General features: G+C 56.3%; 16 protein-coding genes. 7 read left to right on the top strand and 9 right to left on the bottom strand.

Annotated features, from left to right (window positions below; translation table 11 throughout):
- Positions 1–61: 61 nt before the first annotated feature.
- From MYS68_RS01100 to epsC, 6 genes are all read left to right on the top strand, one after another.
- Positions 62–1837: an ABC transporter ATP-binding protein gene (locus MYS68_RS01100; RefSeq protein ID WP_248924048.1), complete on the top strand. Its 1776-nt coding sequence runs from the start codon at positions 62–64 to the stop codon at positions 1835–1837.
- Positions 1827–3491 (top strand): ABC transporter ATP-binding protein, encoded by a 1665-nt coding sequence (locus tag MYS68_RS01095; protein ID WP_248924047.1) that lies wholly within the window; start codon positions 1827–1829, stop codon positions 3489–3491. The genes MYS68_RS01100 and MYS68_RS01095 overlap by 11 nt, the downstream gene beginning before the upstream one ends.
- 660 nt (positions 3492–4151) lie before the next feature.
- The gene (locus tag MYS68_RS01090; protein ID WP_248924046.1) at positions 4152–5225 is read left to right on the top strand and encodes an LLM class flavin-dependent oxidoreductase; all 1074 of its coding nucleotides are present in this window, start codon (positions 4152–4154) and stop codon (positions 5223–5225) included.
- A gap of 25 nt (positions 5226–5250) precedes the next feature.
- On the top strand, positions 5251–6168 hold the full coding sequence (locus tag MYS68_RS01085) for an aldo/keto reductase (RefSeq protein ID WP_248924045.1): 918 nt from the start codon (positions 5251–5253) through the stop codon (positions 6166–6168).
- A gap of 188 nt (positions 6169–6356) precedes the next feature.
- The gene (locus MYS68_RS01080; RefSeq protein ID WP_248924044.1) at positions 6357–6887 is read left to right on the top strand and encodes a GNAT family N-acetyltransferase; all 531 of its coding nucleotides are present in this window, start codon (positions 6357–6359) and stop codon (positions 6885–6887) included.
- Positions 6888–6975: 88 nt separating this feature from the next.
- Positions 6976–7485, top strand: coding sequence for a serine O-acetyltransferase EpsC (gene epsC / locus MYS68_RS01075; protein WP_248924043.1), 510 nt, complete (start codon positions 6976–6978; stop codon positions 7483–7485).
- Positions 7486–7553: 68 nt separating this feature from the next.
- On the opposite strand, the gene MYS68_RS01070 is transcribed toward epsC, so the two are convergent.
- The 8 genes from MYS68_RS01070 to MYS68_RS01035 form a co-directional block, all read right to left on the bottom strand.
- The gene (locus MYS68_RS01070; protein WP_248924042.1) at positions 7554–8498 is read right to left on the bottom strand and encodes a hypothetical protein; all 945 of its coding nucleotides are present in this window, start codon (positions 8496–8498) and stop codon (positions 7554–7556) included.
- A gap of 228 nt (positions 8499–8726) precedes the next feature.
- Entirely contained in the window at positions 8727–10394 is a 1668-nt protein-coding gene (locus tag MYS68_RS01065; protein WP_248924041.1) for a DUF4091 domain-containing protein, read from the bottom strand.
- Between the two features lie 77 nt (positions 10395–10471).
- A complete protein-coding gene (locus MYS68_RS01060; protein WP_248924040.1) occupies positions 10472–11308 on the bottom strand; it encodes an MBL fold metallo-hydrolase in 837 nt (278 codons plus the stop codon).
- 26 nt (positions 11309–11334) lie between these two features.
- Positions 11335–12135: an HAD family hydrolase gene (locus tag MYS68_RS01055; protein ID WP_248924039.1), complete on the bottom strand. Its 801-nt coding sequence runs from the start codon at positions 12133–12135 to the stop codon at positions 11335–11337.
- Positions 12136–12149: 14 nt separating this feature from the next.
- The gene (locus MYS68_RS01050; RefSeq protein WP_248924038.1) at positions 12150–13757 is read right to left on the bottom strand and encodes an extracellular solute-binding protein; all 1608 of its coding nucleotides are present in this window, start codon (positions 13755–13757) and stop codon (positions 12150–12152) included.
- A 53-nt stretch (positions 13758–13810) separates the two neighbouring features.
- Positions 13811–14695, bottom strand: a complete 885-nt coding sequence (locus MYS68_RS01045) for a carbohydrate ABC transporter permease (protein ID WP_248924037.1) — start codon at positions 14693–14695, stop codon at positions 13811–13813.
- Between the two features lie 13 nt (positions 14696–14708).
- On the bottom strand, positions 14709–15668 hold the full coding sequence (locus MYS68_RS01040; protein ID WP_248924036.1) for an ABC transporter permease: 960 nt from the start codon (positions 15666–15668) through the stop codon (positions 14709–14711).
- Between the two features lie 43 nt (positions 15669–15711).
- Positions 15712–17451: an alpha-1,3-galactosidase-related protein gene (locus MYS68_RS01035; RefSeq protein WP_248924035.1), complete on the bottom strand. Its 1740-nt coding sequence runs from the start codon at positions 17449–17451 to the stop codon at positions 15712–15714.
- A gap of 188 nt (positions 17452–17639) precedes the next feature.
- On the opposite strand from MYS68_RS01035, the gene MYS68_RS01030 reads away from it, so the two are divergent.
- Positions 17640–18512, top strand: coding sequence for a helix-turn-helix transcriptional regulator (locus MYS68_RS01030; protein WP_248924034.1), 873 nt, complete (start codon positions 17640–17642; stop codon positions 18510–18512).
- Positions 18513–18514: 2 nt separating this feature from the next.
- On the opposite strand, the gene MYS68_RS01025 is transcribed toward MYS68_RS01030, so the two are convergent.
- Positions 18515–20827, bottom strand: a complete 2313-nt coding sequence (locus MYS68_RS01025) for a glycoside hydrolase family 95 protein (protein ID WP_248924033.1) — start codon at positions 20825–20827, stop codon at positions 18515–18517.
- Positions 20828–20829: the final 2 nt, after the last annotated feature.

Raw genomic sequence — 20829 nt, 5'->3', positions numbered from 1 at the left:
ACCCTTTTTGGCCGGGACTGTTACGATGATTTCGTTTCCATCTTACAGGGTTGGTGATCGGATGCTTAAGTTCCCGGATTGGTTTCTTTTTTTGCTGAAACAGCTTTTTCGCGACAAAAAGGCGATGCTGTTCATCTGCGCGCTGACCGCCATCATCACTTTATGCGGGGCCGTCATTCCCGTTTATATCGGGAGGCTGATCGACGAGGTTTCGCTCTCCAAGGGGGAGGACCTGGCCGGACTGGCCGCGTTGCTGCTTGGGGCGATGCTTTTGACCGAGCTTTGTACCGTTCTTAGAAAATATGTATCCGGCAAAACGACGCTGCAGCTCACGTATCAGTTGATGGAGGAGTCGCTTTCTTCCGTGCTGCGGACATCTGCTGATTTTTTCAGCAAAACCCCGAGGGGGGAGCTTCTGCAAAGATGCACGCGGGATACGCGGGCGATCCAGCAATTCGGGTTGTATACAATCCCGTCTTTGCTGCACGAACTCGTGCTCGCCTGTACGGCGGTTGCGGTTATTTGCGGCATCTATTGGCCGGTTGCGGTGATGATCGTGCTGTCCTATGTGATTCTCTTCATCCCGGTGCATGTTTATGGAAAAAAACGCGGAGACGCCAGGCGCCGGCTGAACCGTCACAACGCCCTGCTGCGCCACAGCTTGCTGGAAAAGCTGGAATCGGTCAAGCAGATCAAGCTGTTCGGGACGGAGCGTCGGGAATACGAACAATTTCGCCGGGAGCAAAGCGAATGGGCCGACCTCGAATACAAGGAAACGCTGCTGACTTCGGTGTACAAAGGGTTTCCGCGCATCCCCGATTCACTCGCTCCGGCACTGGCATTTTTGTTCGCAGGGTGGCAGGTCGTGGCCGGACGGGTGACAATCGGGCAACTGATGACGATCATTGCCTTCATTCCGGCGATCAACGCTCCGGTTCGCTCGTTTTTTTCCCAATACGCCGTCGTGGCCGATATTCGCGTCAAAATCGAGGGGATCCTGGAGTATCTTCGCCTGCCCGCCGAACCGGGACAAGCCCCGGGTCTGGAGCGGATCGCGAATGTCGGGGAGCTGCCTGTTGCTTTTCACGAGGTCAGCGTGGCCGGCGGAGATCGCGGATATTTGCTGAAAAAAGTATCGTTCACGGTCGCTCCCGGCGAACATATCGCCATCGTTGGCCCGAGCGGGGCGGGCAAAAGCACGCTGCTTAAGCTGATCGCCCGGCTGCTGGAACCGGACGAAGGCGAAATCCGGCTCGGCGGCCTGCCGCTTCGCGCCGTAGATGCAGTCTCGCTCAGGCAGCACATCGGCTATTTGACGCAGGAAGGTTTTTTGTTTCGCGATACGCTGCGCGGCAATTTGACGTACTTCCGGGATGCGGACGAGCGCACGCTTGATTTCTGGATGGATGCGTTCGGCGCGGCGGACATCAAGTCGGCGCTGAAAGGCGGATATGACGCCGGGATCGGGGGCAAAGGCTCGCGGCTTTCCGGCGGACAGCGGCAGCTGATCGCGCTCATTCGCACGATGCTGAAACGGCCCGGGCTGCTGCTTCTCGATGAAGCGGCCGCATCGCTCGATCCGGCCAGCGAAGAGCTGGTGATGTCCGCTTTAGCGAAGCATGCGAAGGGCATTACCCGCTTAAGCGTCACCCATCGGCTTCACGCGGCGCGGCATGCGGACCGGATTTTTGTGCTTGACCGGGGGGAGCTTGCCGAGCAGGGGACGCACGAGGAACTGCTGGCGATCCCGGGCGGGCTTTACGCCAAGCTATGGTTAAACGAGCGAAGCCGGCCCGAAGAAGCTGTGCGCAAGGAGGAGTTAACAGTTGCTCATTGAATCCGCAAACTGGTCGAAAGCGATGTCGTTTATCCGCAGCCGGACACTCCCTTACCGCGGCAAGATCGGGGTCAACGTCGTCTGCAAAATGATGGGCAGCGTGCTGTTTATGATTCCGCCGTTTATGACCAAATACATCCTGGAGACGGTGCTGCCGCAAAAAAACTGGAGCCTGCTGCTCGCCATCAGCACCTGCATCGTCATCGCCCCGATTGTCGGCAGCGCGGTGATCATGCTGGAGACGGTGCTGTTCCGCTTTATTCCGCAGGTGGCCGGGCAAGGTCGGGCCGATTTGTACGACGGGCTGCAGCACCAGCCGCTCGACTGGCTGCAGCGGGCCGGAATCGGCGACCTGATAACACGGACGTTGGACGATACGGAAGCGATCACGCAGTTTACGAACGGCAAGGTGTTGTGGGCGGTCTGGCTTATCACGACGATCGGTATCGGCGCCGCCGCACTGATTTCCTTTCATGCCGGGCTTGCGGCCGTTGTCCTTGTCCTTTGGGGTGCGCACGCGCTGCTCGTCCCCAGGCTCGGGCAGCGTGTGAAGCGGCGCGCGGCCGAAATGTCACAGCGCACGTCGCGCGTGACCGATGCGGTGGCGGAAATCGTCACCGGAGCGCCTTTTATCAAGGCGTCGGGGATGGAAGCCAAGGCGGTTTCGCAAATCCGCGCCTGTTTGCTCGAGGAATGGGATTACACGAAACGGGGAGCGGCTACGGATCGATTCGTCGAGTTCGTCAATGCTGCCTGCCACGTCCTCTTTCTTGCCCTTATGTACTACGCCGGAGGACGATTCGTCCTGGCCGGGAGCATGACGATAGGCTCTCTGGTCGCATTTGTTGCCGTTTATAATTGGCTGCGCCCGTTCGGCGTCTACTTATACGAAGTGTTTCTCGAAGCGAAAAAGCTTTCTTCCTCCGCAGACCGGGTGGCGGAGGTAGCCTTTTCGGCGGCTGAGGATGCCGGCATTTCGCCTGTGCCCGGCCCGTGCGGATTGTCCGCAGAGCGGCTTTCGTTCCATTACGACGGCGAGGACATTTTGCGGGATGCCCGGTTCCGGATTCCGGCCGGCTCGGTTGTCTCGATCGTCGGCAAGCGCGGCTCCGGCAAATCGACGCTCGCCGACTTGCTCCTCGGGCTGCGCCGGCCTTCCTCGGGAGCCGTGACGATCAACGGCATCCCGGTGCATGAAATCAGCCCATCGTGGCTGCGCGCCCATGTGCTTTGCATCACTCAGGACGTGCTGCTGAGAAACGGCACCGTCCTGGACAATATCGTCTACGGCTTCGAGGCGGCCGATCCGGAGCGCATCCGCGAAGCCGTGCGGATGGCGGAGCTGGAGCCTTGGCTCGCTTCGCTGCCGCAAGGGCTCCTGACGCCGGTCGGCGAGCAGGGCCTCGCGATCTCCGGCGGGGAGCGACAGCGCATCAGCATTGCCCGGGCGCTTCTGCGCAAGCCGGCCGTCCTGCTGCTCGACGAAGCGACCTCCGCTCTCGATCCGGTGACGGAGCTCAGGCTGCTCACGAACCTGATCGAAGGGCTGCCGGATACTACGCTGGTGTTCATCACCCATCGCATGGCGGTCACCCATTATTCCGACCAAGTGCTTATGCTGCGGGACGGCGTGCTGGTTGACGCGGATCATTGACGCGGATGGTCAAGGCGAACGGTTGAGGCAGACGTTTCATGGCGGGAGGCTTTTGCCTACTAGCAGGACGATCCGGAATTTCCGCTCGTATAGCTAACACCCGGTGTATAGCTAACGGACCCAGCGGCCTTTATCTGAAGAAAATAAGCTGTTTTGAAAATGTAACGGACACTGGAGACGCTATGGGCCGAAAAATCGCGAAAATGCTGATCTTTTTGCCAAATAACGGCTCAGGTGTCCCTTACGATCCGCAATCCGGGCATTTGGCCGGAAATAGCGGCACTGAAGTCCGTTAGAGTGAATTAGGCGGATTCTCCTCCTTGAGCGCAAAAAGGACCGCGCCAGGTCACCAGTTCCCAACCTGTCACGGTCCAAGCCCGAGTCCGATACGGCTTGTTTGAATATCCAGACCACTTAGCATTTCGTCAGCAAAATATCCATCCACTTGTTCCACTCGGCGCCGTCTTCCGCAAGCTCCCAAACGCCCGCCAAGGTCCGTCCGTCTTCCCCGAAGCCACCCCGGAAACGGTTCGGTCGATCCGATTATGGTCCATTCGCGTTCATGCAGCTGCGCCTTGTAGTTTGCGACAGTTCCTTACAGCTTTGATGTTGGGAGAAAAATAAAGTAAACTTGAGACAATGAAGGAGGGTGCAGGACAAATGGCCGATCCGGCAATCAACATGGAAATTGGTATCAGTACGTTTTTGGAAACGACTCCGGACCCGGAGACCGGAAAAGCCATCAGCCAGGCCGAGCGGCTGCGCGAAGCGGTCGAAGAGATGGAACTGGCCGATCAAGTCGGCCTGGACGTTTACGGAATCGGCGAGCATCACCGGCCCGATTACGCAGGCAGCTCGCCCGCCGTCGTCTTGGCCGCGGGGGCGGCCGTAACGAAGAGAATCCGTCTCACGAGCGCCGTAACCGTATTATCTTCTGATGATCCGGTGCGCGTGTATCAACAGTTTTCCACCTTGGACGGCATCTCGAACGGTCGTGCGGAAATTATGGCCGGCCGCGGATCGTTCATCGAATCGTTCCCGCTGTTCGGTTACAGCTTGGACGACTACGACGAGCTGTTCGATGAAAAGCTCGAGCTGCTTCTCGCAATCCGGGACTCGGAGAAGGTGACCTGGCGCGGGGGCCACCGTCCCGCAATCGACAACCTGGGCGTTTATCCGCGCTCCGTGCAAAATCCGCTGCCGGTATGGATCGCGAGCGGCGGTAACCCGCAGTCCGCCATCCGGGCGGGACTGCTCGGCCTGCCGATCGCTTTCGCCATCATCGGCGGAATGCCGGAGAGGTTCGCTCCGCTCGTTGAGCTATACAAGAGAGCAGCAGCGCAGGCCGGGCACGATCCGGACAAGCTGCAAATTGCGACGCATTCGCACGGCTTCGTAGCCGATACGACCGAGCAGGCGGCCGAGCTGTTTTACCTTCCTACACAAGCGCAAATGAACGTCATCGGGCGCGAACGCGGCTGGGGGCAGCCGTACACCCGCGCGACTTACGATGAAGCGCGCAGTCTTCGCGGAGCTCTCTACGTCGGCGATCCCGAATTCGTGGCGGAGAAAATTATTTTACTGCGCAAAAACCTGGGAGTAACCCGCTTTTTCCTGCATGTGAACGTAGGTACGATGCCTCATCGCGAAGTGCTGCGGGCTATCGAGCTGCTCGGCACAAAAGTGGCGCCGATCGTTCGCAAGGAGTTGGCCCGAACCGAGGGCAAAGCATAATATTTTTTAAGGAGGAGAAACCGAAATGAAAACGATCAAACTGGGCACCAGCACATTGGAAGTTCCTGTTATTGCGGTCGGCTGCATGCGAATCAAATCGCTGGACAAAAAGGAAGCGGAGCGTTTTGTCAGGACGGCGCTGGAGGAAGGGGCAAATTTCTTCGATCACGCGGACATTTACGGCGGCGGCACGTGCGAGGAAATATTTGCGGATGCTATCCAAATGAACGACGACATTCGCGAGAACATCATCCTGCAATCGAAATGCGGCATTCGCAAGGGGATGTTCGATTTCTCCAAAGAGCACATTCTGGATTCGGTGGACGGCATTTTGCAGCGGCTGAAAACGGATTACCTCGACGTTCTGCTCCTGCACCGCCCCGATGCGCTGGTGGAGCCGGAAGAGGTGGCCGAGGCGTTCGATCATCTGGAGAGCTCGGGCAAAGTGCGCCACTTCGGCGTATCCAACCAAAATCCGATGCAGATCGAGCTGCTGAAGAAATTCGTGAAGCAGCCGATCGTAGCGAACCAGCTGCAGCTGAGCATCACCAATTCCACGATGATCAAAAGCGGCCTGAACGTGAACATGGAAAATGAAGCCGCGGTGAACCGGGACGGCAGCGTGCTGGATTACTGCAGGCTGCACGATATCACGATTCAGCCGTGGTCGCCTTTCCAATACGGCTTCTTCGAAGGCGTCTTTCTTGGAAGCGACAAGTTCCCTGAGCTGAACCGGAAGATCGATGAACTCGCCGAAAAATACGGGGTGAGCGCCACCACGATCGCCCTCGCCTGGATTTTGCGCCATCCCGCACGGATGCAGCCGGTGACCGGTACGATGAACATCGAACGCTTAAAAGATTGCTGCAAAGCGAGCGATATTTATTTGACGCGCCAGGAATGGTATGAGATTTACCGCGCGGCAGGCAACGTGCTTCCGTAAACGACGGCGACCAGCCCGCCCGCATCGGAAACCAAAAGCAACCTCGGCTCCGAGACGGGCGGAGGTTGCTTTTTATTTGCCGGCGGGCCTTAATAAGCTTCGCTTCGAATCCAACGGTGGGAAACGCCTTGTTCATTTGCAGTGAGGTATCGGTAAGATGGTTAGAAGTCGGGAAAGGAGGCGTAATCATGTCAAAAATAGAACTGACGAACCTGAAATTCCGGCGTTTGGGCCATGAGGAAGTGCCGGACATAAGGACACTCATGGTTGACGTGGTATCCCGGCTCCCTTCTCAGGAGCATTTTGCTATGGATGATGAAGATTACCTGCACGCTCACGTCGAAGTTCAAGGCGAAATATACGGCGTGTATCTGGGCGAAAAGCTCGTTGCGTATTCGGTGCTGGCTTTCCCGGGAGCCGGTGATAGCAATCTCGGCAGGGAATTCGGGGTGCCGGAGCATGAACTCCCTTATGTTGCGACTTTGGATGCAACCGTCGTTCATGAGTCCGTACGTGGGCTCGGGCTGCAGCTGCATTTTCACCGTTTGCGGGAGCAGCGTGCTATAGAGCTGGGATTCCGCTGGCTTTACTCGACCGTTCATCCCGACAACCACACCAGTCGCCGAAATTTGGAGGCTGCCGGTTTTTCGCTTCAGTTTACCCGTCCGATGTACGGCGGGAAGCTGCGGCATTGCTATGCAAAACGGCTGCCGGTGTAAATCATGCCCCAACAAAAAAAAGATTGACAACCCCGATGCTATTGATACAAAATGTATCTAAAATGCTATTCACAAAGGGCGGATTAACATGTCATTTGTTGGCGAAATTTTCCGTTGTTTGACCGATCCGGGGAAACAAGCTATTTCCATCCATAAAATCACCAATTGGTTCCATCATCGAAACATGTGGAGATGCGCAAAATTCACCTCGTCTGTAGGGCGGTTTATTTCCGGAATCGAGATTGAGCCGGGCGCAAAAATCGGGAAAAATTTTCGCATCGTGCACGGTATGGGCGTTGTTATAGGAGCAACCGCCGAAATAGGCGACAATGTAACGATACTGCACGGGGTTACGCTTGGTATCAAAGATATTACCAATTTGAGTGGATCCAGACTCCACCCTAGAATAGAGGACAATGTTTTGATTTACGCGCATGCCGTTTTGGCCGGGCCTATCGTTATTGGGAGAAATTCGACGATCGGCGCCAACAGCTTTGTAGGCAAAGATGTGCCGCCGAACTCGATCGTCGCCGGATGCCCGGCCAAGGTCATAAAATCCAAAAGCATCGAGGCCGTTCCGGCGGCGACTAATTTATGACGTACGCAATACTTTGCGCGTTGCTGCGCCGCACGGCGGTTGGTCAGACTCAATAGGTACTGCCGGCCTCAACGGCCATTCCCTTCGATCCATGCGGTCCGTTTCGCGGTCATGCTCTGCAAAGCGGCTTCGGCGGCAGAGTGCTCGGCCTGCAGCTGCCCGACGACGTCGCCGACACGGCGGATCGCCTCCAGCGTCCGCTCCTGGGCGTTTTTGATGCGCCCTTGGACGACCCAATCCGCGATTAAGCCGTCGAACCAATAATCCGCCATTTTCAGCATACCGCCGATGTCCATTTCGATATGGATGCTGCGTTTCAGGTCGGCCAGCTCGTCGCGGAAGCGGAGCAGCTGGCGGTTGGCGCTGTGAATGAACCGTTTCGCGTCGTCGACGTGGTTATGCTTCACATGAGTGCTGATCATCCCGCCGCCGCCCCACAAATCCCATTTGCCCCAATTCTCCGCTTTTTCCAGGCTGGACGAGGCACTTACAAGGTTAGCAAGCACACCTTTGCCCGCACTCCACGCTTCGTTTATTTCTTTGAGCAAAATGGTTTGGTCGGCGATCCGGGCGTCCATTTCCGCCAGTTCGGCCGAGGAGGAAGCCGAGCTGCGCAAAAAGGTTTCCCTCTCCTTCATTAACTGCTCATATTCCCGCTCCGCCTCCCGGCAATCCGCGAGCTCGTCTCCGACCCGGATGATTTCATCCTGGATGTCCGCCAGCGCCTGCTTCGCTTCCATCAGCTTAAGTGTTGCCGCCAATACCTGCTGGCGTTCCATTTCAAGCTGCTCCTCTTTGCTGCGCAGGATCGTGTGGAACAAGTTCGTAAGCGACAGTCCGGTCAGTTTATCGACATCGGCCTGCTCCGCCTCCAGCTCCATTTCGAGCTGCACGATGAGCCGTTCCTGCTCCCGCTGCCGCTTCAGCAGCTCCTCCCGCCTGCGTTCCGCTTTGTTGAATCGAAGCTTCCGTTCCTTCGCTTTCATTAACTTATCGGAAAAAACATCCGGCATAAGGCGACCTCCGTCTTATGGTTTGAGGCATATTATTGCCGCTGCCATTATTGACGCAATAGCGGACGCAAAGGTTACACGCACGTTTCCCGCAGACCCTGCAAAAAAACTGCAGGACCGCGGCCCGTCCATCATCAGCACTTTCCGTCCGCCTCCAATGAAGAGGGGCAGATTGACGCCGGAGCATCAAGAACCAGTGTATCGACCGGCCCCCATTCTGTCCTTCCTCTACCTCGCGCAGGACCGATAAATGGCTTGATTGATCCGCTCCCGACAGTCGAGAAGCCACTCCGCGTCGGCGGGATAATCGGTAAAGGTGATCGGGCGCTCCAGTCCTTCTTCCAGCAGCTCGACCGTCGCGGCACGGCCAATCCGGCTTTCAAGCAGCTCGAGAGCCCGCAAATCCTGCAGCGCATCATACAGCACCTCCAGACGGAGCGACTCAATCGGCTTGCCGTCCGCCCCGGGGTATACGAGAAAACCGTCTCCTGCCGGAAAAGCGAAGCCCGAATCCGTATTTTGAAACGGATTGACGGCGTATTTGGAATACTGGGTGAACCAGAAATTGAAGCCCCAATGTAAAAATCCGGCGATGTTATGCTTGTAAAGCTGTACGCCCAATATGCGGTTTCGCGCCGACGGAAAACAAATAAATCGGTTCGCTACCCGTTTATACTGCGAGCAGCAGTAGTAGGCCCAAAGTTCCGGCACTTCATTCTCCAGGAAAACGCCGATCCGGTCGGTAGGGGCCACCGGTTTTCTGACCAGCCCCCTCTCGTAATAGTCGAAATCGGATAACGCATCGATGATGGGGAAATCGCCTACATGCCGGTCCATCAAGGAACTCGCGCTTTCGTACCAGGCCAGATGCTCCTTGTGCGGCTCGTCGGAAACATGAAAGTAGCTGCGGCCCGCGAGACCGTGCCGCTTTATAAATTGTACGAGCTCCGGCAAAAACTGCGCGAGAAACCCGGCATATTCTTCCCCGGTTGCGTCCGTCTCCCAACCGAAAATCCGCTTCGGCTCGCCATTTTCCAAGGCAACGATTTTCGGGGCATGCTTTGCGCCCCATTGCGTGAAGAGATGGGAAAATTCAAAATAACGGATGCCGCATCCGTCGCAGAGCTCCACCCACCGCTGCAGTTTATCGAAGCCGAAGCGGTAGGTTTGTCCGCTTTTCTCCACATCGACGAGCTGCAAAGTGGGGCGTTCGCCGCCGACCTCCGTATCAAGAGGCAGCGTGAAGAGCGGCGTCAAAATCATATTCATGCCGTGGCGGACGCAGCATTCCACGTAATTTTCGATCAACTCCCAATGTCTCTCGCTAAACGCGTCCTCCCTGTAACAGGTCGACAAACAGTCCGCATGAAACCATTCCGTATGAATAAGACGCTGCCGGGGAAGCTGCGCCGGCAGAACGGTCAGCTCGAACGTCTCCTCTCCGATGCGCCCTTCATCACTGCTGAAGGTGCAGCGGATCGGGTAAACCGACGGCTCTGCCATCCCGTCCAGCCTGACGGTGATCCAGATGGAGCGCCATTGATAAGGTAAAGCGGCGGCAGGCTGCCCTGGCCCGATTGGGTACAGCGGATCGGGATACAACCCCGGGGTTGAACGAAGCACGTTTTCGTCATGATCCCCGTAAATCGGCAGCTCGACGGGAACCAGTCCGACGCGGCGGAACGTAATATACCGCTTCAGCGGTGACTCCACCTCCACGGTTAACGATTTCAACAGCCGGCTTGAGCGGTACGCCACTTGAAAAGAGTACGTTTCGTTCGCAAGCGCTGAAGCTTTCCGGAACGGCCGCTCCCGAAGCTCTTCGTCGGCAAATACTTTGGCCAGCGAGCTGATGCAGCGGGTTTCAAACTGCTGTTTGACATTGGCTATCGGCATATTCTCACCTCCTGAGCGAAATGGAAGGGACGCCGGCTTTCGGCGCCCCGAGAAGCAATTTTGGGCGTACCGCCGGTTTACGGGTTCGGAGCCCCTAGAATCTCCAGCACCAGCCCGTCATAGGCGCATATCGCTCCTAACTCTTTCACGATAGCTTCCGTTTCCTCAAACGAATTCACGCCTTGATGAGAGAAATGGGTGGCCGCAATTACCGAGCTGTCGTCGATCGCGCCAATTCCGCGCAGCTTGGCAAGCATCAGACCGAAATCGTCCCTGTTCAAATGCTCGCGCCCCGAAGATCTGGTTAAAATCGTCCCTTCCATAACCACGGCGTCAAAATAATGCCCCTTCAGCTTCTCCCACACGTGCTCCGCATACAGTCCGGTATCCGATGCGTACAGCAGTGCGGCATCGCCGGCTTTGACGATATAATTCATCGCATCGCCGACCCGCATATTGTGCGACGCTTCGATTGCTTCGATCGAATATGACGGCAGCCTCACCGTACGGCCCGGCAAAATCGGCATCCGGCGTATTCCTGCTCCATGGTCGCTGCCGCCGCCGGCGTCCCACGCAGCCCAGACGGACGGTCCTGCCACCACGGCGATGTCCGGCAGCTCGGTCGCCAGACGGAACGGCTTCGCCCGTAACGTGAGATTGGCCGGGGCAAAATGGTCCAGATGGTTGTGAGTCACCAGCACGCCTTCGAGCGAAAGCAGCGTTACCCCAAGCTGGGCACAGGAGACGAACAGATCGGGCCCGATGTCAACGAGCAAATTATCGTTGATCAAGACGCTCTGCCGCCTTCGGATGTTTTTCCCTCCATATATTCTGGCAAAGATGCAGGTCGGGCAATCGCAGAACGGGGACGGAACGCCCTCCGCCGCGCCGGTTCCGAGAAAAGTCAATTTCATAGCTGCGGATTTCCTTTCTTTCTTATTCATAAAATGGTCCAGCCTCGCCGTTCGACGAGTTCACGGAAAGCCTGCACGACGCCCGCGCCGTATGGTTCCCGGCCGACAACGCCTCCCATTTGCAATACCCGCTCCTTCACAATCGGGTGCGCGTTGGAAGGGCAAATAACATGCGCGGCTAACTCCGGCCTCATCATGTCGAGATCCATAGTCTCATCCCCGGCGACGACGATGTCCTCCGGACCGAAACCGGAGATGTCCAGAATTGCCTCGAGTCCTGCGCCCTTGCGCATGAAAGCGGGATGAGCGTAGAAACGCCGTTCCTGCGGCACGCACACGATCGTAAGACCCGGCGCTTGAGTCGCCTTTTGCTCAAGCAGCTTCATCAGTTGATCCGCCTCTTCCTCGGCGGCCTTCATCGCAAACCAAAACCCGTTGAAGCTCATCGTCTTCGCTGAGAACGTCCCGCATATCGCGCGGATGAGAGGCTGCAGCTCCGTCCGTACCACCTGCTCCAAAAGCGCCTTCATCTTGCTTGAATAAGGCTCGACGGGATGAATGTCGTCCGCCGATACCTTGCAAAGCTGCAGTCCCGCCCCGCCGATCAGGTAGGCGGGACGGCTCGTTACGGCGCTTGCATAGACAAGCTGCATCTGCGGCTTTACGTCCCAAGTCGAATTCGTCGCCCACGAGCAGCCGCGCCGGTCCAGCTCGTCCAGCAGCCCGGACAGCTCATCCGGGAACCGGGAATAGGGCCGGGTCCCGCCGAGCGCCGTTCCATCCAGATCGGTGACAAATAATTTCGGAAAGCCGGAAGCGAAACCCATGCTCATCCTCCTTGTCAATTCGCCTGGTATCGCTTATAAGCGGCTTCGTAGATGCTCATATACCGGTCCAAGCCCATCTTCTTCAGCGTAGCGACATACGAATCCCATTGGCTGAACGGAGCGTCTCCGGTGATGAACTTCGTGTTCATTTCGTCGACATATTTCAAAATATCCGTCTCCAGCGCCTTGAATTCGGCCACCTCAGCGTTCGAATACGTAAATTCCGGCCATACTTCCTTCGGATAAAACGGTTTGATTTTTTCCGATACCTTCAGGTTTTCCGGTTCGTTCTCCGAGGCCAGCACGTACTTTTGCCTATCCATACTCGGGTACCAGCCTCCCGCCCATGTCACATATTTACCGATCTGGCTCTGATCCTTCTTAAGCGGTTCGGCCCATTCGACCTTGCCGTCCTTTTCGACATAGCTGACGTCTTTGACACCGAGCCGGAACAGCTTGTTGCCCTCATCGCTATAGAAATAGTCGATCCACCGCACGGTGGCCTCCGGATGTTTGTTCGACCTGCTGATAGCGAACCCTCCGGGCAGGATCATAAACGATCTGGCACGGGAAAATAGCCGGTCTCCTCGCGGTCCTTTCAAAGCCCCGACGCCTGCATACCCGGATACGCCGGAGATCGTCGCGTTCGGATTGAGACCGATGGCTGCGCCGACAATGCCTTGCGGGTAAATCGCATTCACGTCGTTGCCGTTCACCGTCAGGGGATCCTTGTAAAACAGCCCTTCTTTGTAAAGGCGGTTTACATACTGCAGCACTTCTTTATGCCGCGGATCGGCCGGTATGAATCGCAGCTTGTTCGAAGCCGGATCGACGTCGACCCTCGGATGCATATTGCCGCGGTTGCCGAGCCCCCAAGCTCCTTTTAGCTGATCGTAGATCGTTGTCAGGCCGACCGCGGCGAACGGCGCCTCATCCGCTTTACCGTTTCCGTTCGGATCCTTCGTCTTGACCGCCACCAAGTAGTTATACAAATCCTCCGTCGTTTCCGGCTCTTTCATGCCCAGCTTGTCGAGAAACTTTTGGTTGATCCACATTTGCGAGCCGATAATGCCGGATAAAAACTCAGGGTCCTGCAGCGTCGGAAACGAATAAATTTTACCGTCGGGCATGGTCAGCGCTTTTTTCACTTCGGGATATTTGCTCATGATTTGCTTCAAATTCGGCGCATATTTGTCGATCAGGCTATTAAGCGGGATGAGCAGCCCCTGGCTTCCGTAATTGGCCAAATCGACCGAAGATAACCTGGCCGTATGAAACGCATCCGGCAGCGTGCCGCCGGCAAAAGCCAGATTGCGCTTCTCGGCCAGCGCCTCAACCGGAACGAGCTGGAAGTCGACATCGATGTTCGTCATCTTCTTATACTCCTGCCAAACCAAAGCCTCGTTCCAGTTCCCGAGATTCGATGCGGACTTGCTGGCGAAAAACGTCAGCTTGACCGGCTCCTTGACGATCGGAAAGCCCGATGCGTTGACATTGCCTTCCGCCGAAGCCGCGGTTCCGGTCGAATCTTGTTTCGACGGGGATTTGCTGCAGGCGGCGGCAACCAGCGACAGCGAGAGCATGCCGACCATAATCAGCGTCATGTTTCTGCGATGTACCATTTCATTGACCTCCTCGTAAAGTTGCCCATTGGGGGGATTCGTTATTGAAGGCCTCAGCCTTTAATAGCGCCGACAAGCATGCCTTTGGCAAAATACTTTTGCAGAAAAGGATACAGCAGCAGCACCGGCAAATTCGCGACAATGACCGCCGCATATTTGATCGCTTCCGCCTCCATCATCCGCTTCGTCAAATCTTCATTAAAGTAAGCGATCGTCTCCAGCGTCTGATTTTGCACAAGAAGCTCGCGCAAAAACAGCTGGAGCGGGTACATGCCGCGGTCGGACAAATAGATGAGCGCGCTGAAGTACGAATTCCAGTGGCCTACGCTGTACAGCAGAACCATAACCGCGATAATCGGCATCGACAGCGGCAGCACGATTTTCCGCAGCAGCTGGAAATCGTTGCAGCCGTCCATATGGGCCGCTTCCTGCACTTCCTTCGGGATGCCCGTTTGGAAGAAAGTGCGCATAATGATGATATTGTAGACGGATACCGCCCCGGGGATGATCATCGCCCAGATCGTATCGACCATGCCGAGCTGCTTCACCAGCAAATACGTCGGAATGAGCCCGCCGCTGAAAAACATCGTAAACACCATAAACGCCGTGATGACTCCCCGTCCGGCGAACCGGCCGAGCGATAGCGGGTATGCGGCAAGCACCGTCATCAATATATTGACCGCCGTCCCGGTAATCGTGTAAACGATGGTATTCCAGTAGCCGTTCATCACTTCGTCCTGCTTCAATATCCGCTCGTAAGCGGTAAAATGCACGCCTTTCGGATACAGCCATACCTCGCCGTTCAGAACGGCGGCCGGATCGCTGACGGAGGCGATCAGGACGAAAAACAGCGGGTAAATGACAACGAACGTAATCAGCGTAAGGAAAACGATATTGGCCGCCCCGAACAGACGGTCCCCGAATGTCTCGTATTTCATCCAAGGCTCCTCCTCACCACAAGCTCGTTTCGTTCACCCGGCGGGCAACGGCGTTGACCCCGACGAGCAGGACGAAGTTGATGACCGAATTGAATAACGAGATCGCCGCAGCGTAACTGTACTGCGAGCCAAGAATACCGGTCTGATATACATAAGTCGAAATGACGTCCGACGCCTCGATGTTTTTGGGGTTCTGCATCAGGTACACCTTCTCGAAGCCGACGCTCATGACCGACCCCATGTTCAGGATCAGCAGGATGACGACCGTCGGCAAAATCGCCGGAATATTGACGTGAAGCACGCGCTGCATGCGGCTGGCGCCGTCCATGATCGCCGCTTCATGCTGCTGCGGGTCGACGCCGGACAAGGCGGCCAAATAAATGATCGAGCCCCACCCCATCTGCTGCCAGACGCCGGACCATACGAAAATCGATTTGAACCATCCCGGCTCGGTCATGAAACTGATCGGAGCGATGCCGAACCATTGCAGCACATGATTGACAAGCCCACCGCCGGGCGAGAGGAAAAGCCCCATCATGCCGACGATGACCACGGTCGATAGAAAGTGGGGAGCGTACGTAACCGTCTGGATGAACCGCTTGAACAGCTCGCGCCTCAACTCGTTCAGCATAAGCGCCAAGATGATCGGAACCGGAAACGATACGGCCAGCTCGTACAGGCTGATGCCGAGCGTATTGCGCAGCAGCCTCCAGAAGTAATAGCTGTTGAAGAAACGCCTGAAATGGTCGAAGCCCGCCCACGGGCTTCCGGTGATGCCTTCGACAGCAATAAAATGTTTGAACGCGATTTGAATGCCGTACATCGGCACATAATGAAAAACGATAAAATAAACGATTACCGGAGAAATGAGCACGTACAGCCGCCAGTCCTGCCTAAGCCTTCTCAGCGCACGGTTTGAGCGGCTTTTTTTCAAAGGAATGGCTCTCTTCCCTTCTTCCGCAAGCTGTTGCATCGTCCGGCCCCCACTTCTAAAGGAATTTTGTTCCCTGACGCTCTTACACCGTTTTCGCTTTCTTCAAGCCGTTCAGGATGTCTGTCCCGACCAAAGCCATAAAAGATCCGCCTTCGGCAACGTTATCGGAAATGTCCGCGTTGCGGCTTGCTGCGAGTTCGATAGCATATATCCGGTCGGCATTGGGCGGGAACGAACCGCTGCGGCGAATCCGGTTATGCCGGAATACGAATCCGTCCACCGAATGTCCGGAGACGATCCCGGAATCGAACGTATGAAACTCGTTATGCTCAATTCGGATATTTCGGTGGTAGCATATAGAAAAACGTTCGGGGTGTTCGATCTCCGGATCGATATCGATGACCGCATTCCCCCAGTCGGGATAACAGTAGTTGCAGTCGAGAAACGTATTGTTGCGGATGACGACGTCCCTCACCGCCCCCGACTCGTACCAGCTGTTCGCGTCCCCCGATATTTTGATACCCGCCCCCGGCGCACTGATCACGTTATGTTCGACGAGCACCTTGCCCGGAGTCGTGATCAGCAGCCCTCTTGCGCGATTCGATCGGAATGTGCAATGACGAATGGTCAGATCGGGGCTCCACGTTGCATTTTCGAGTACATTGCCGACCTTGACCATGTCCGGCAGCGGGCGATCGAAGCTTATGACGGTGTAGCGGGCATTCATTTTTTCGACGGATGTTACGGTCGCCTCGGCATACGCGAGCAGCGATTCGTTGTCGACAAACCGAACATCGTCTCCCGGATCGGCGATCTCGACGCCGACCTGCATGTCATGAATCAATTGGACAAGCAGCGTGTCGTCGGACAAGCGTTCCGCGATCCGGGCATAAATGCCGTGGACATTTAGCGGGTCGTCGAGCTGGTTTTCGAACAAGCAATGCTCGAGTTCGATTCGGCCGCGGCAATACGTAAAATGCACTGCGTCCGCCGTAGCCGTAACCCAGCGGCCCGCCCCAGGCCTGCGCATAACATTGAAGCCACGCAAAGAAATGTCGGCGCATCTTTGGGCGACAAGCCCCATCCCCGGAGCATGATGAACGGTAACGTCTTCGATGCGGCAGTCGCTGGAGTCTTTAAGAAAAATGCCCGGATGCTCTCGGCGGCCCAGCCTCATCAGAGCGCCGCTTCCCGGCTTCGGAACGTGTCTTGGCTTTCCGGAAAACCGGATGATGCCCTTTCCGACTTCTTCCAGCGTCAATTTTTTGAAGCTGCTCCAGCTTAGCCGGTCACCGCTGCCATAGGCGTGCGCTCCCGTCTCCGGGTCAACCTCGTGAATTCCCCAGATCGCTTCCTCCCTTCCATCATATTCCACGGTCAACCGGTTGCCGTTCAATTCGTAGCGCGGGCCCGACAGCCGAATGTCGAACGATTCGGGTGTCGCTCGAACGAATTCGCCCTGTTCGAACATCGGACGCTCCCAATCGATCGTCATATTGCGGAGCCGGACGTTCCGGCTGTTTTCGATGAGGAACGGAATGATCGAGCCGTAGAAAACAAATTCGGAGCCTTGTCCGTCGATCGTCAGATCATCCATCCCTACCAGCGGAAAAGCGATTTTGTGAAGTCCCCTTTGATCGTGATTGGTAATGAACAGCTGCTTCTCGAACGCTTTTTCCGGCTTGAAACGATATGTACCTTTCGGAAAAACGAGCGTCGGCCGTTCGATTCCCCTGCATTGCTTGATAGCCCGGTACACGGCAAGCGTGGCATCCTCCGGGGAATCCGGAACGACGCCGAAATCTTCGACGCGGATCAACATGTTGTCGCCTATCTCCTTTTTGATATAATGTGATTAAAATACACTTTATTGTCTTCTCCATGCAATTCAAAAGGCAACCGCTTTCTCTTTTATTATATGGGCTTGAAAAAAGGCGAACAATGAACGAAGTTGTTCCAAAAAGGTAATATGTTGCTTTACAAATATTCAATATGAGAGGATTTCGCCGCTTGAAGGGAATCAATGAAAAATCGAGCTTCATCTTCCGGTTTCAGGAAGCGGTTATTCCGCTGGCCGTTTCCGTCCATTCCATCGGCCTCGAGACCAAGTCTTCCGATTACAGTTTTAAAGGGCTTACGAGAGATGACGTCGGCGGCGCCTATTTATTTCAATACACGGTTTCCGGATATGCCGAAATTCGCATCGGGGACCGGATATTTCCGCTGGATCCGGGCAAAGCTTTCCTCGTGCCGTTTACATCGGACTATCACTACTACATGCCGGAGGAGAGCGATCACTACGAGTGTTTGTTTATTTCCTTCGACGGTCCCGAAGCCGAAAAATGCTGGGATTATATCGTCGGTACGCTGGGGCCGGTTCTGATCTTCTCCGAGCACTCCCATCCGATTCGCCATCTGCGGCATATGTTTCAGGAGGCCAAAACGAAAAAAATCACCGACCCGTACAGGCTGTCGATGATGGCGTACCAATTTTTGATGGAATTGTACCGGTTTTGCAAAGGCTGCAGCACAACCGTCGTATGGCCCGAGATCATCGCAAAAGCCGCTCGCCTGTTGGACGAGCGGTACTGCGAAATCTCCCATCTGGACGAATTGGCCGAAACACTCGGCATCTCGAAATATTATTTAATCCGTCTGTTTCACCGTACGGTCGGCAAGACGCCGATCGAATATCTCACCCGCAAACGAATGGAGAAGGCGGTCGAGCTGCTCAGCAACACGGATCGTTCTCTTGACGATATCGCCCAGAGCATCGGCTACATGAACGTGAATTATTTCAGCAAAGTATTTCGGAAATATTTCGACATTCCCCCGGGCAAGTTCCGTAAAAAATACGACCGGTTCGATTTCATGTTCGATTGAATCTAAACTGCTGCGATCCGAATATTCGTCACTCCCGTTCCGGCCGCACCGACATGTACGGCGACAACTCCATTTCCCTGCTTTTCCAATGGAAGCGGATTGCCTTCCGCATCTTCGATGCTTACGCTGCAGCCGGTTCGCAGCCGAATCACGCCTTCGCCGTATGCCCGGATCGTCGCTTCCCGAAGCGCCCCGTTATTCCATACGATGCCGACCTCATGACCGCCGCGGGCCTTCAGGCCGGTAACCTCACCGCTCGGCCAATCCGCGGGGAGCGCCGGAAGCAGGTGGATAACCCCGTCGTGGCTTTGCAGCAGCATTTCGGCGATTCCCGCCGTACCGCCGAAGTTGCCGTCGATCTGGAAGGGCGGATGATTGTCCAGCAGGTTGGGCAGCGTTGATTTGCGAAGCAGCTCCTTGACATTAAACGACGCCTTCTCTCCGTCCCTGAGTCTCGCCCAGAAATTGATGATCCACGCCCGGCTCCAGCCGGTATGCCCGCCGCCGTTAGCGAGACGCCGTTCCAGCGTCACGCGGGCCGCCGCAGCCAGCTCCGGAGTGGTTTCCGGACTGATTTGCGTCCCCGGATGAAGTGCGAACAGATGGGAAATATGACGATGCCCCGGGTCTTTTTCATCATAGTCCTCCAGCCACTCCTGGATTTGCCCGTGCTTGCCGATACGATTGTCCGGCAGCCTGGAAAGAGCCTCCGACAGCTCGGAGCGGAACGTTTCATCCGCTTCGAGTAGTTGCGAAGCTTGCACACAGGCCGCAAAAAGCTCGCGCAAAATTTGGCTGTCCATCGCCGGGCCGTAGCAGAGCGTGCCGGATTCCCCGCTCGGCAGCACATAAGTGTTTTCCGGAGATACGGACGGTGAGGTGACAAGACGCCCTTGCGGATCGGCAATAAGGAAGTCGAGGAAAAACAGCGCCGATTCCTTCATCGTCTCATAGGCCCGATGCAAAAACTCCCTATCCTGCGTGAACCGGTAATGCTCCCACAAATGCAGGCAAAGCCACGCCGCTCCCAACGTCCAGTATGTTGCAGGCAAATAAATATCCTGCGGGGCCGTATCCGCCCATATATCGGTGTTGTGGTGGGCGACAAAGCCGCGGCAGCCGTACATGACGGCGGCCGTTCGCCGGCCCGGCTCGCGCAACCGCTCGATCAATTCGAACAAGGGCTCGTGACATTCGGACAGGTTGCACGTTTCCGCATGCCAATAGTTCATTTGCGTGTTGATATTGATCGTAAATTTGCTGTCCCACGGCGGCAGCATGTGATCGTTCCATATGCCCTGCAGGTTGGCGGGAAGCGATCCGGGCCGGCTGCTGGCAATCAGCAAATACCTGCCGTACTGGAAATACAGCGGGACCAGCCCGTGGTCCTCCCGCCCGTCTTTCAACCGCTCCAGACGCTCCGCAGTAGACAGCTCCTTGACAGCCGACAGCTCTTCGCCGGACGCCGTCAAACGGAAGGATACCCTGCCGAATAACGAGGCGTAGTCGGCAATGTGGCGCTCCCGCAGCTCTGAGTAAGCGCGGCCGGCGGCGCGTTCCAGCAGCTCCTTGCACGCTTCCTCCGGATCGGCGTAACGAAAGGTGGTCGCTCCGGTCACAAGAAGCGTAACGGCCCGCGCGCCGCGCACCTCGATATGTTCGCCGACCGTACGCGTCGTTCCGCCCTCGGCGACCGCCCGGAGCATAAGAACATAATCTTTGCCTCCTTCGCCGTAACAGCAGTTAGCCATCATGATCATTTCCCCGGAAATACCCGCGGTGCGGTCGACATATTTTCCTTTCTTTCTGTCGAACCTGCCGTAAAACGAGATCCCGTCCGGACAATCGGTTTCCATACGGATCACCAGCACCCCGTCCGGATAACTGGCAAACGTTTCGCGTTTATATTGAAAGCCGCCGAGCCGATACTCCGTCGAAGCGATGGCCGTCTCAAGGTCCAGCTCCCGCCGGTACCCCGTCGTCTCCCCCCGGTGGTTGTCCATGAAGAGCAGCAAATCCCCGGCCGTCATGTAGTGCCGCTGGCTGCAGGGCGTTCCCGAAAACGCCATTTCCGCGAGCCGGTGCGCCTCCCTCAGCTTTCCTTCCCACAGCAGCCGGCGCATTTCCGGCAAATGACGCAGCGCGTCCGGGTTGTTCCGATCCTGCGGCCCTCCGTACCAGACCGTATCCTCATTCAGCTGGATGCATTCCTTCTCGACCCGCCCGAACACCATGCCGCCCAGGCGGCCGTTCCCGACAGGAAGCGCTTCGTTCCAATCGGCGGCAGGCCGTTTAAACCAAATGTTCGAATCCATGT

This window comes from Paenibacillus hamazuiensis (genome assembly GCF_023276405.1).
GTDB lineage: Bacteria > Bacillota > Bacilli > Paenibacillales > NBRC-103111 > Paenibacillus_AF > Paenibacillus_AF hamazuiensis.
This window is presented reverse-complemented; position numbering and strand designations above follow the sequence as displayed.

Bases quoted from the DNA above. Each gene is read 5' to 3' on its own strand.
- MYS68_RS01100 (WP_248924048.1), top strand. From the start codon at position 62: ATGCTTAAGTTCCCGGATTGGTTTCTTTTTTTGCTGAAACAGCTTTTT.
- MYS68_RS01090 (WP_248924046.1), top strand. From the start codon at position 4,152: ATGGCCGATCCGGCAATCAACATGGAAATTGGTATCAGTACGTTTTTG.
- MYS68_RS01085 (WP_248924045.1), top strand. From the start codon at position 5,251: ATGAAAACGATCAAACTGGGCACCAGCACATTGGAAGTTCCTGTTATT.
- MYS68_RS01080 (WP_248924044.1), top strand. From the start codon at position 6,357: ATGTCAAAAATAGAACTGACGAACCTGAAATTCCGGCGTTTGGGCCAT.
- epsC (WP_248924043.1), top strand. From the start codon at position 6,976: ATGTCATTTGTTGGCGAAATTTTCCGTTGTTTGACCGATCCGGGGAAA.
- MYS68_RS01070 (WP_248924042.1), bottom strand. From the start codon at position 8,498: ATGCCGGATGTTTTTTCCGATAAGTTAATGAAAGCGAAGGAACGGAAG.
- MYS68_RS01065 (WP_248924041.1), bottom strand. From the start codon at position 10,394: ATGCCGATAGCCAATGTCAAACAGCAGTTTGAAACCCGCTGCATCAGC.
- MYS68_RS01060 (WP_248924040.1), bottom strand. From the start codon at position 11,308: ATGAAATTGACTTTTCTCGGAACCGGCGCGGCGGAGGGCGTTCCGTCC.
- MYS68_RS01055 (WP_248924039.1), bottom strand. From the start codon at position 12,135: ATGGGTTTCGCTTCCGGCTTTCCGAAATTATTTGTCACCGATCTGGAT.
- MYS68_RS01050 (WP_248924038.1), bottom strand. From the start codon at position 13,757: ATGGTACATCGCAGAAACATGACGCTGATTATGGTCGGCATGCTCTCG.
- MYS68_RS01045 (WP_248924037.1), bottom strand. From the start codon at position 14,695: ATGAAATACGAGACATTCGGGGACCGTCTGTTCGGGGCGGCCAATATC.
- MYS68_RS01040 (WP_248924036.1), bottom strand. From the start codon at position 15,668: ATGCAACAGCTTGCGGAAGAAGGGAAGAGAGCCATTCCTTTGAAAAAA.
- MYS68_RS01035 (WP_248924035.1), bottom strand. From the start codon at position 17,451: ATGTTGATCCGCGTCGAAGATTTCGGCGTCGTTCCGGATTCCCCGGAG.
- MYS68_RS01025 (WP_248924033.1), bottom strand. From the start codon at position 20,827: ATGGATTCGAACATTTGGTTTAAACGGCCTGCCGCCGATTGGAACGAA.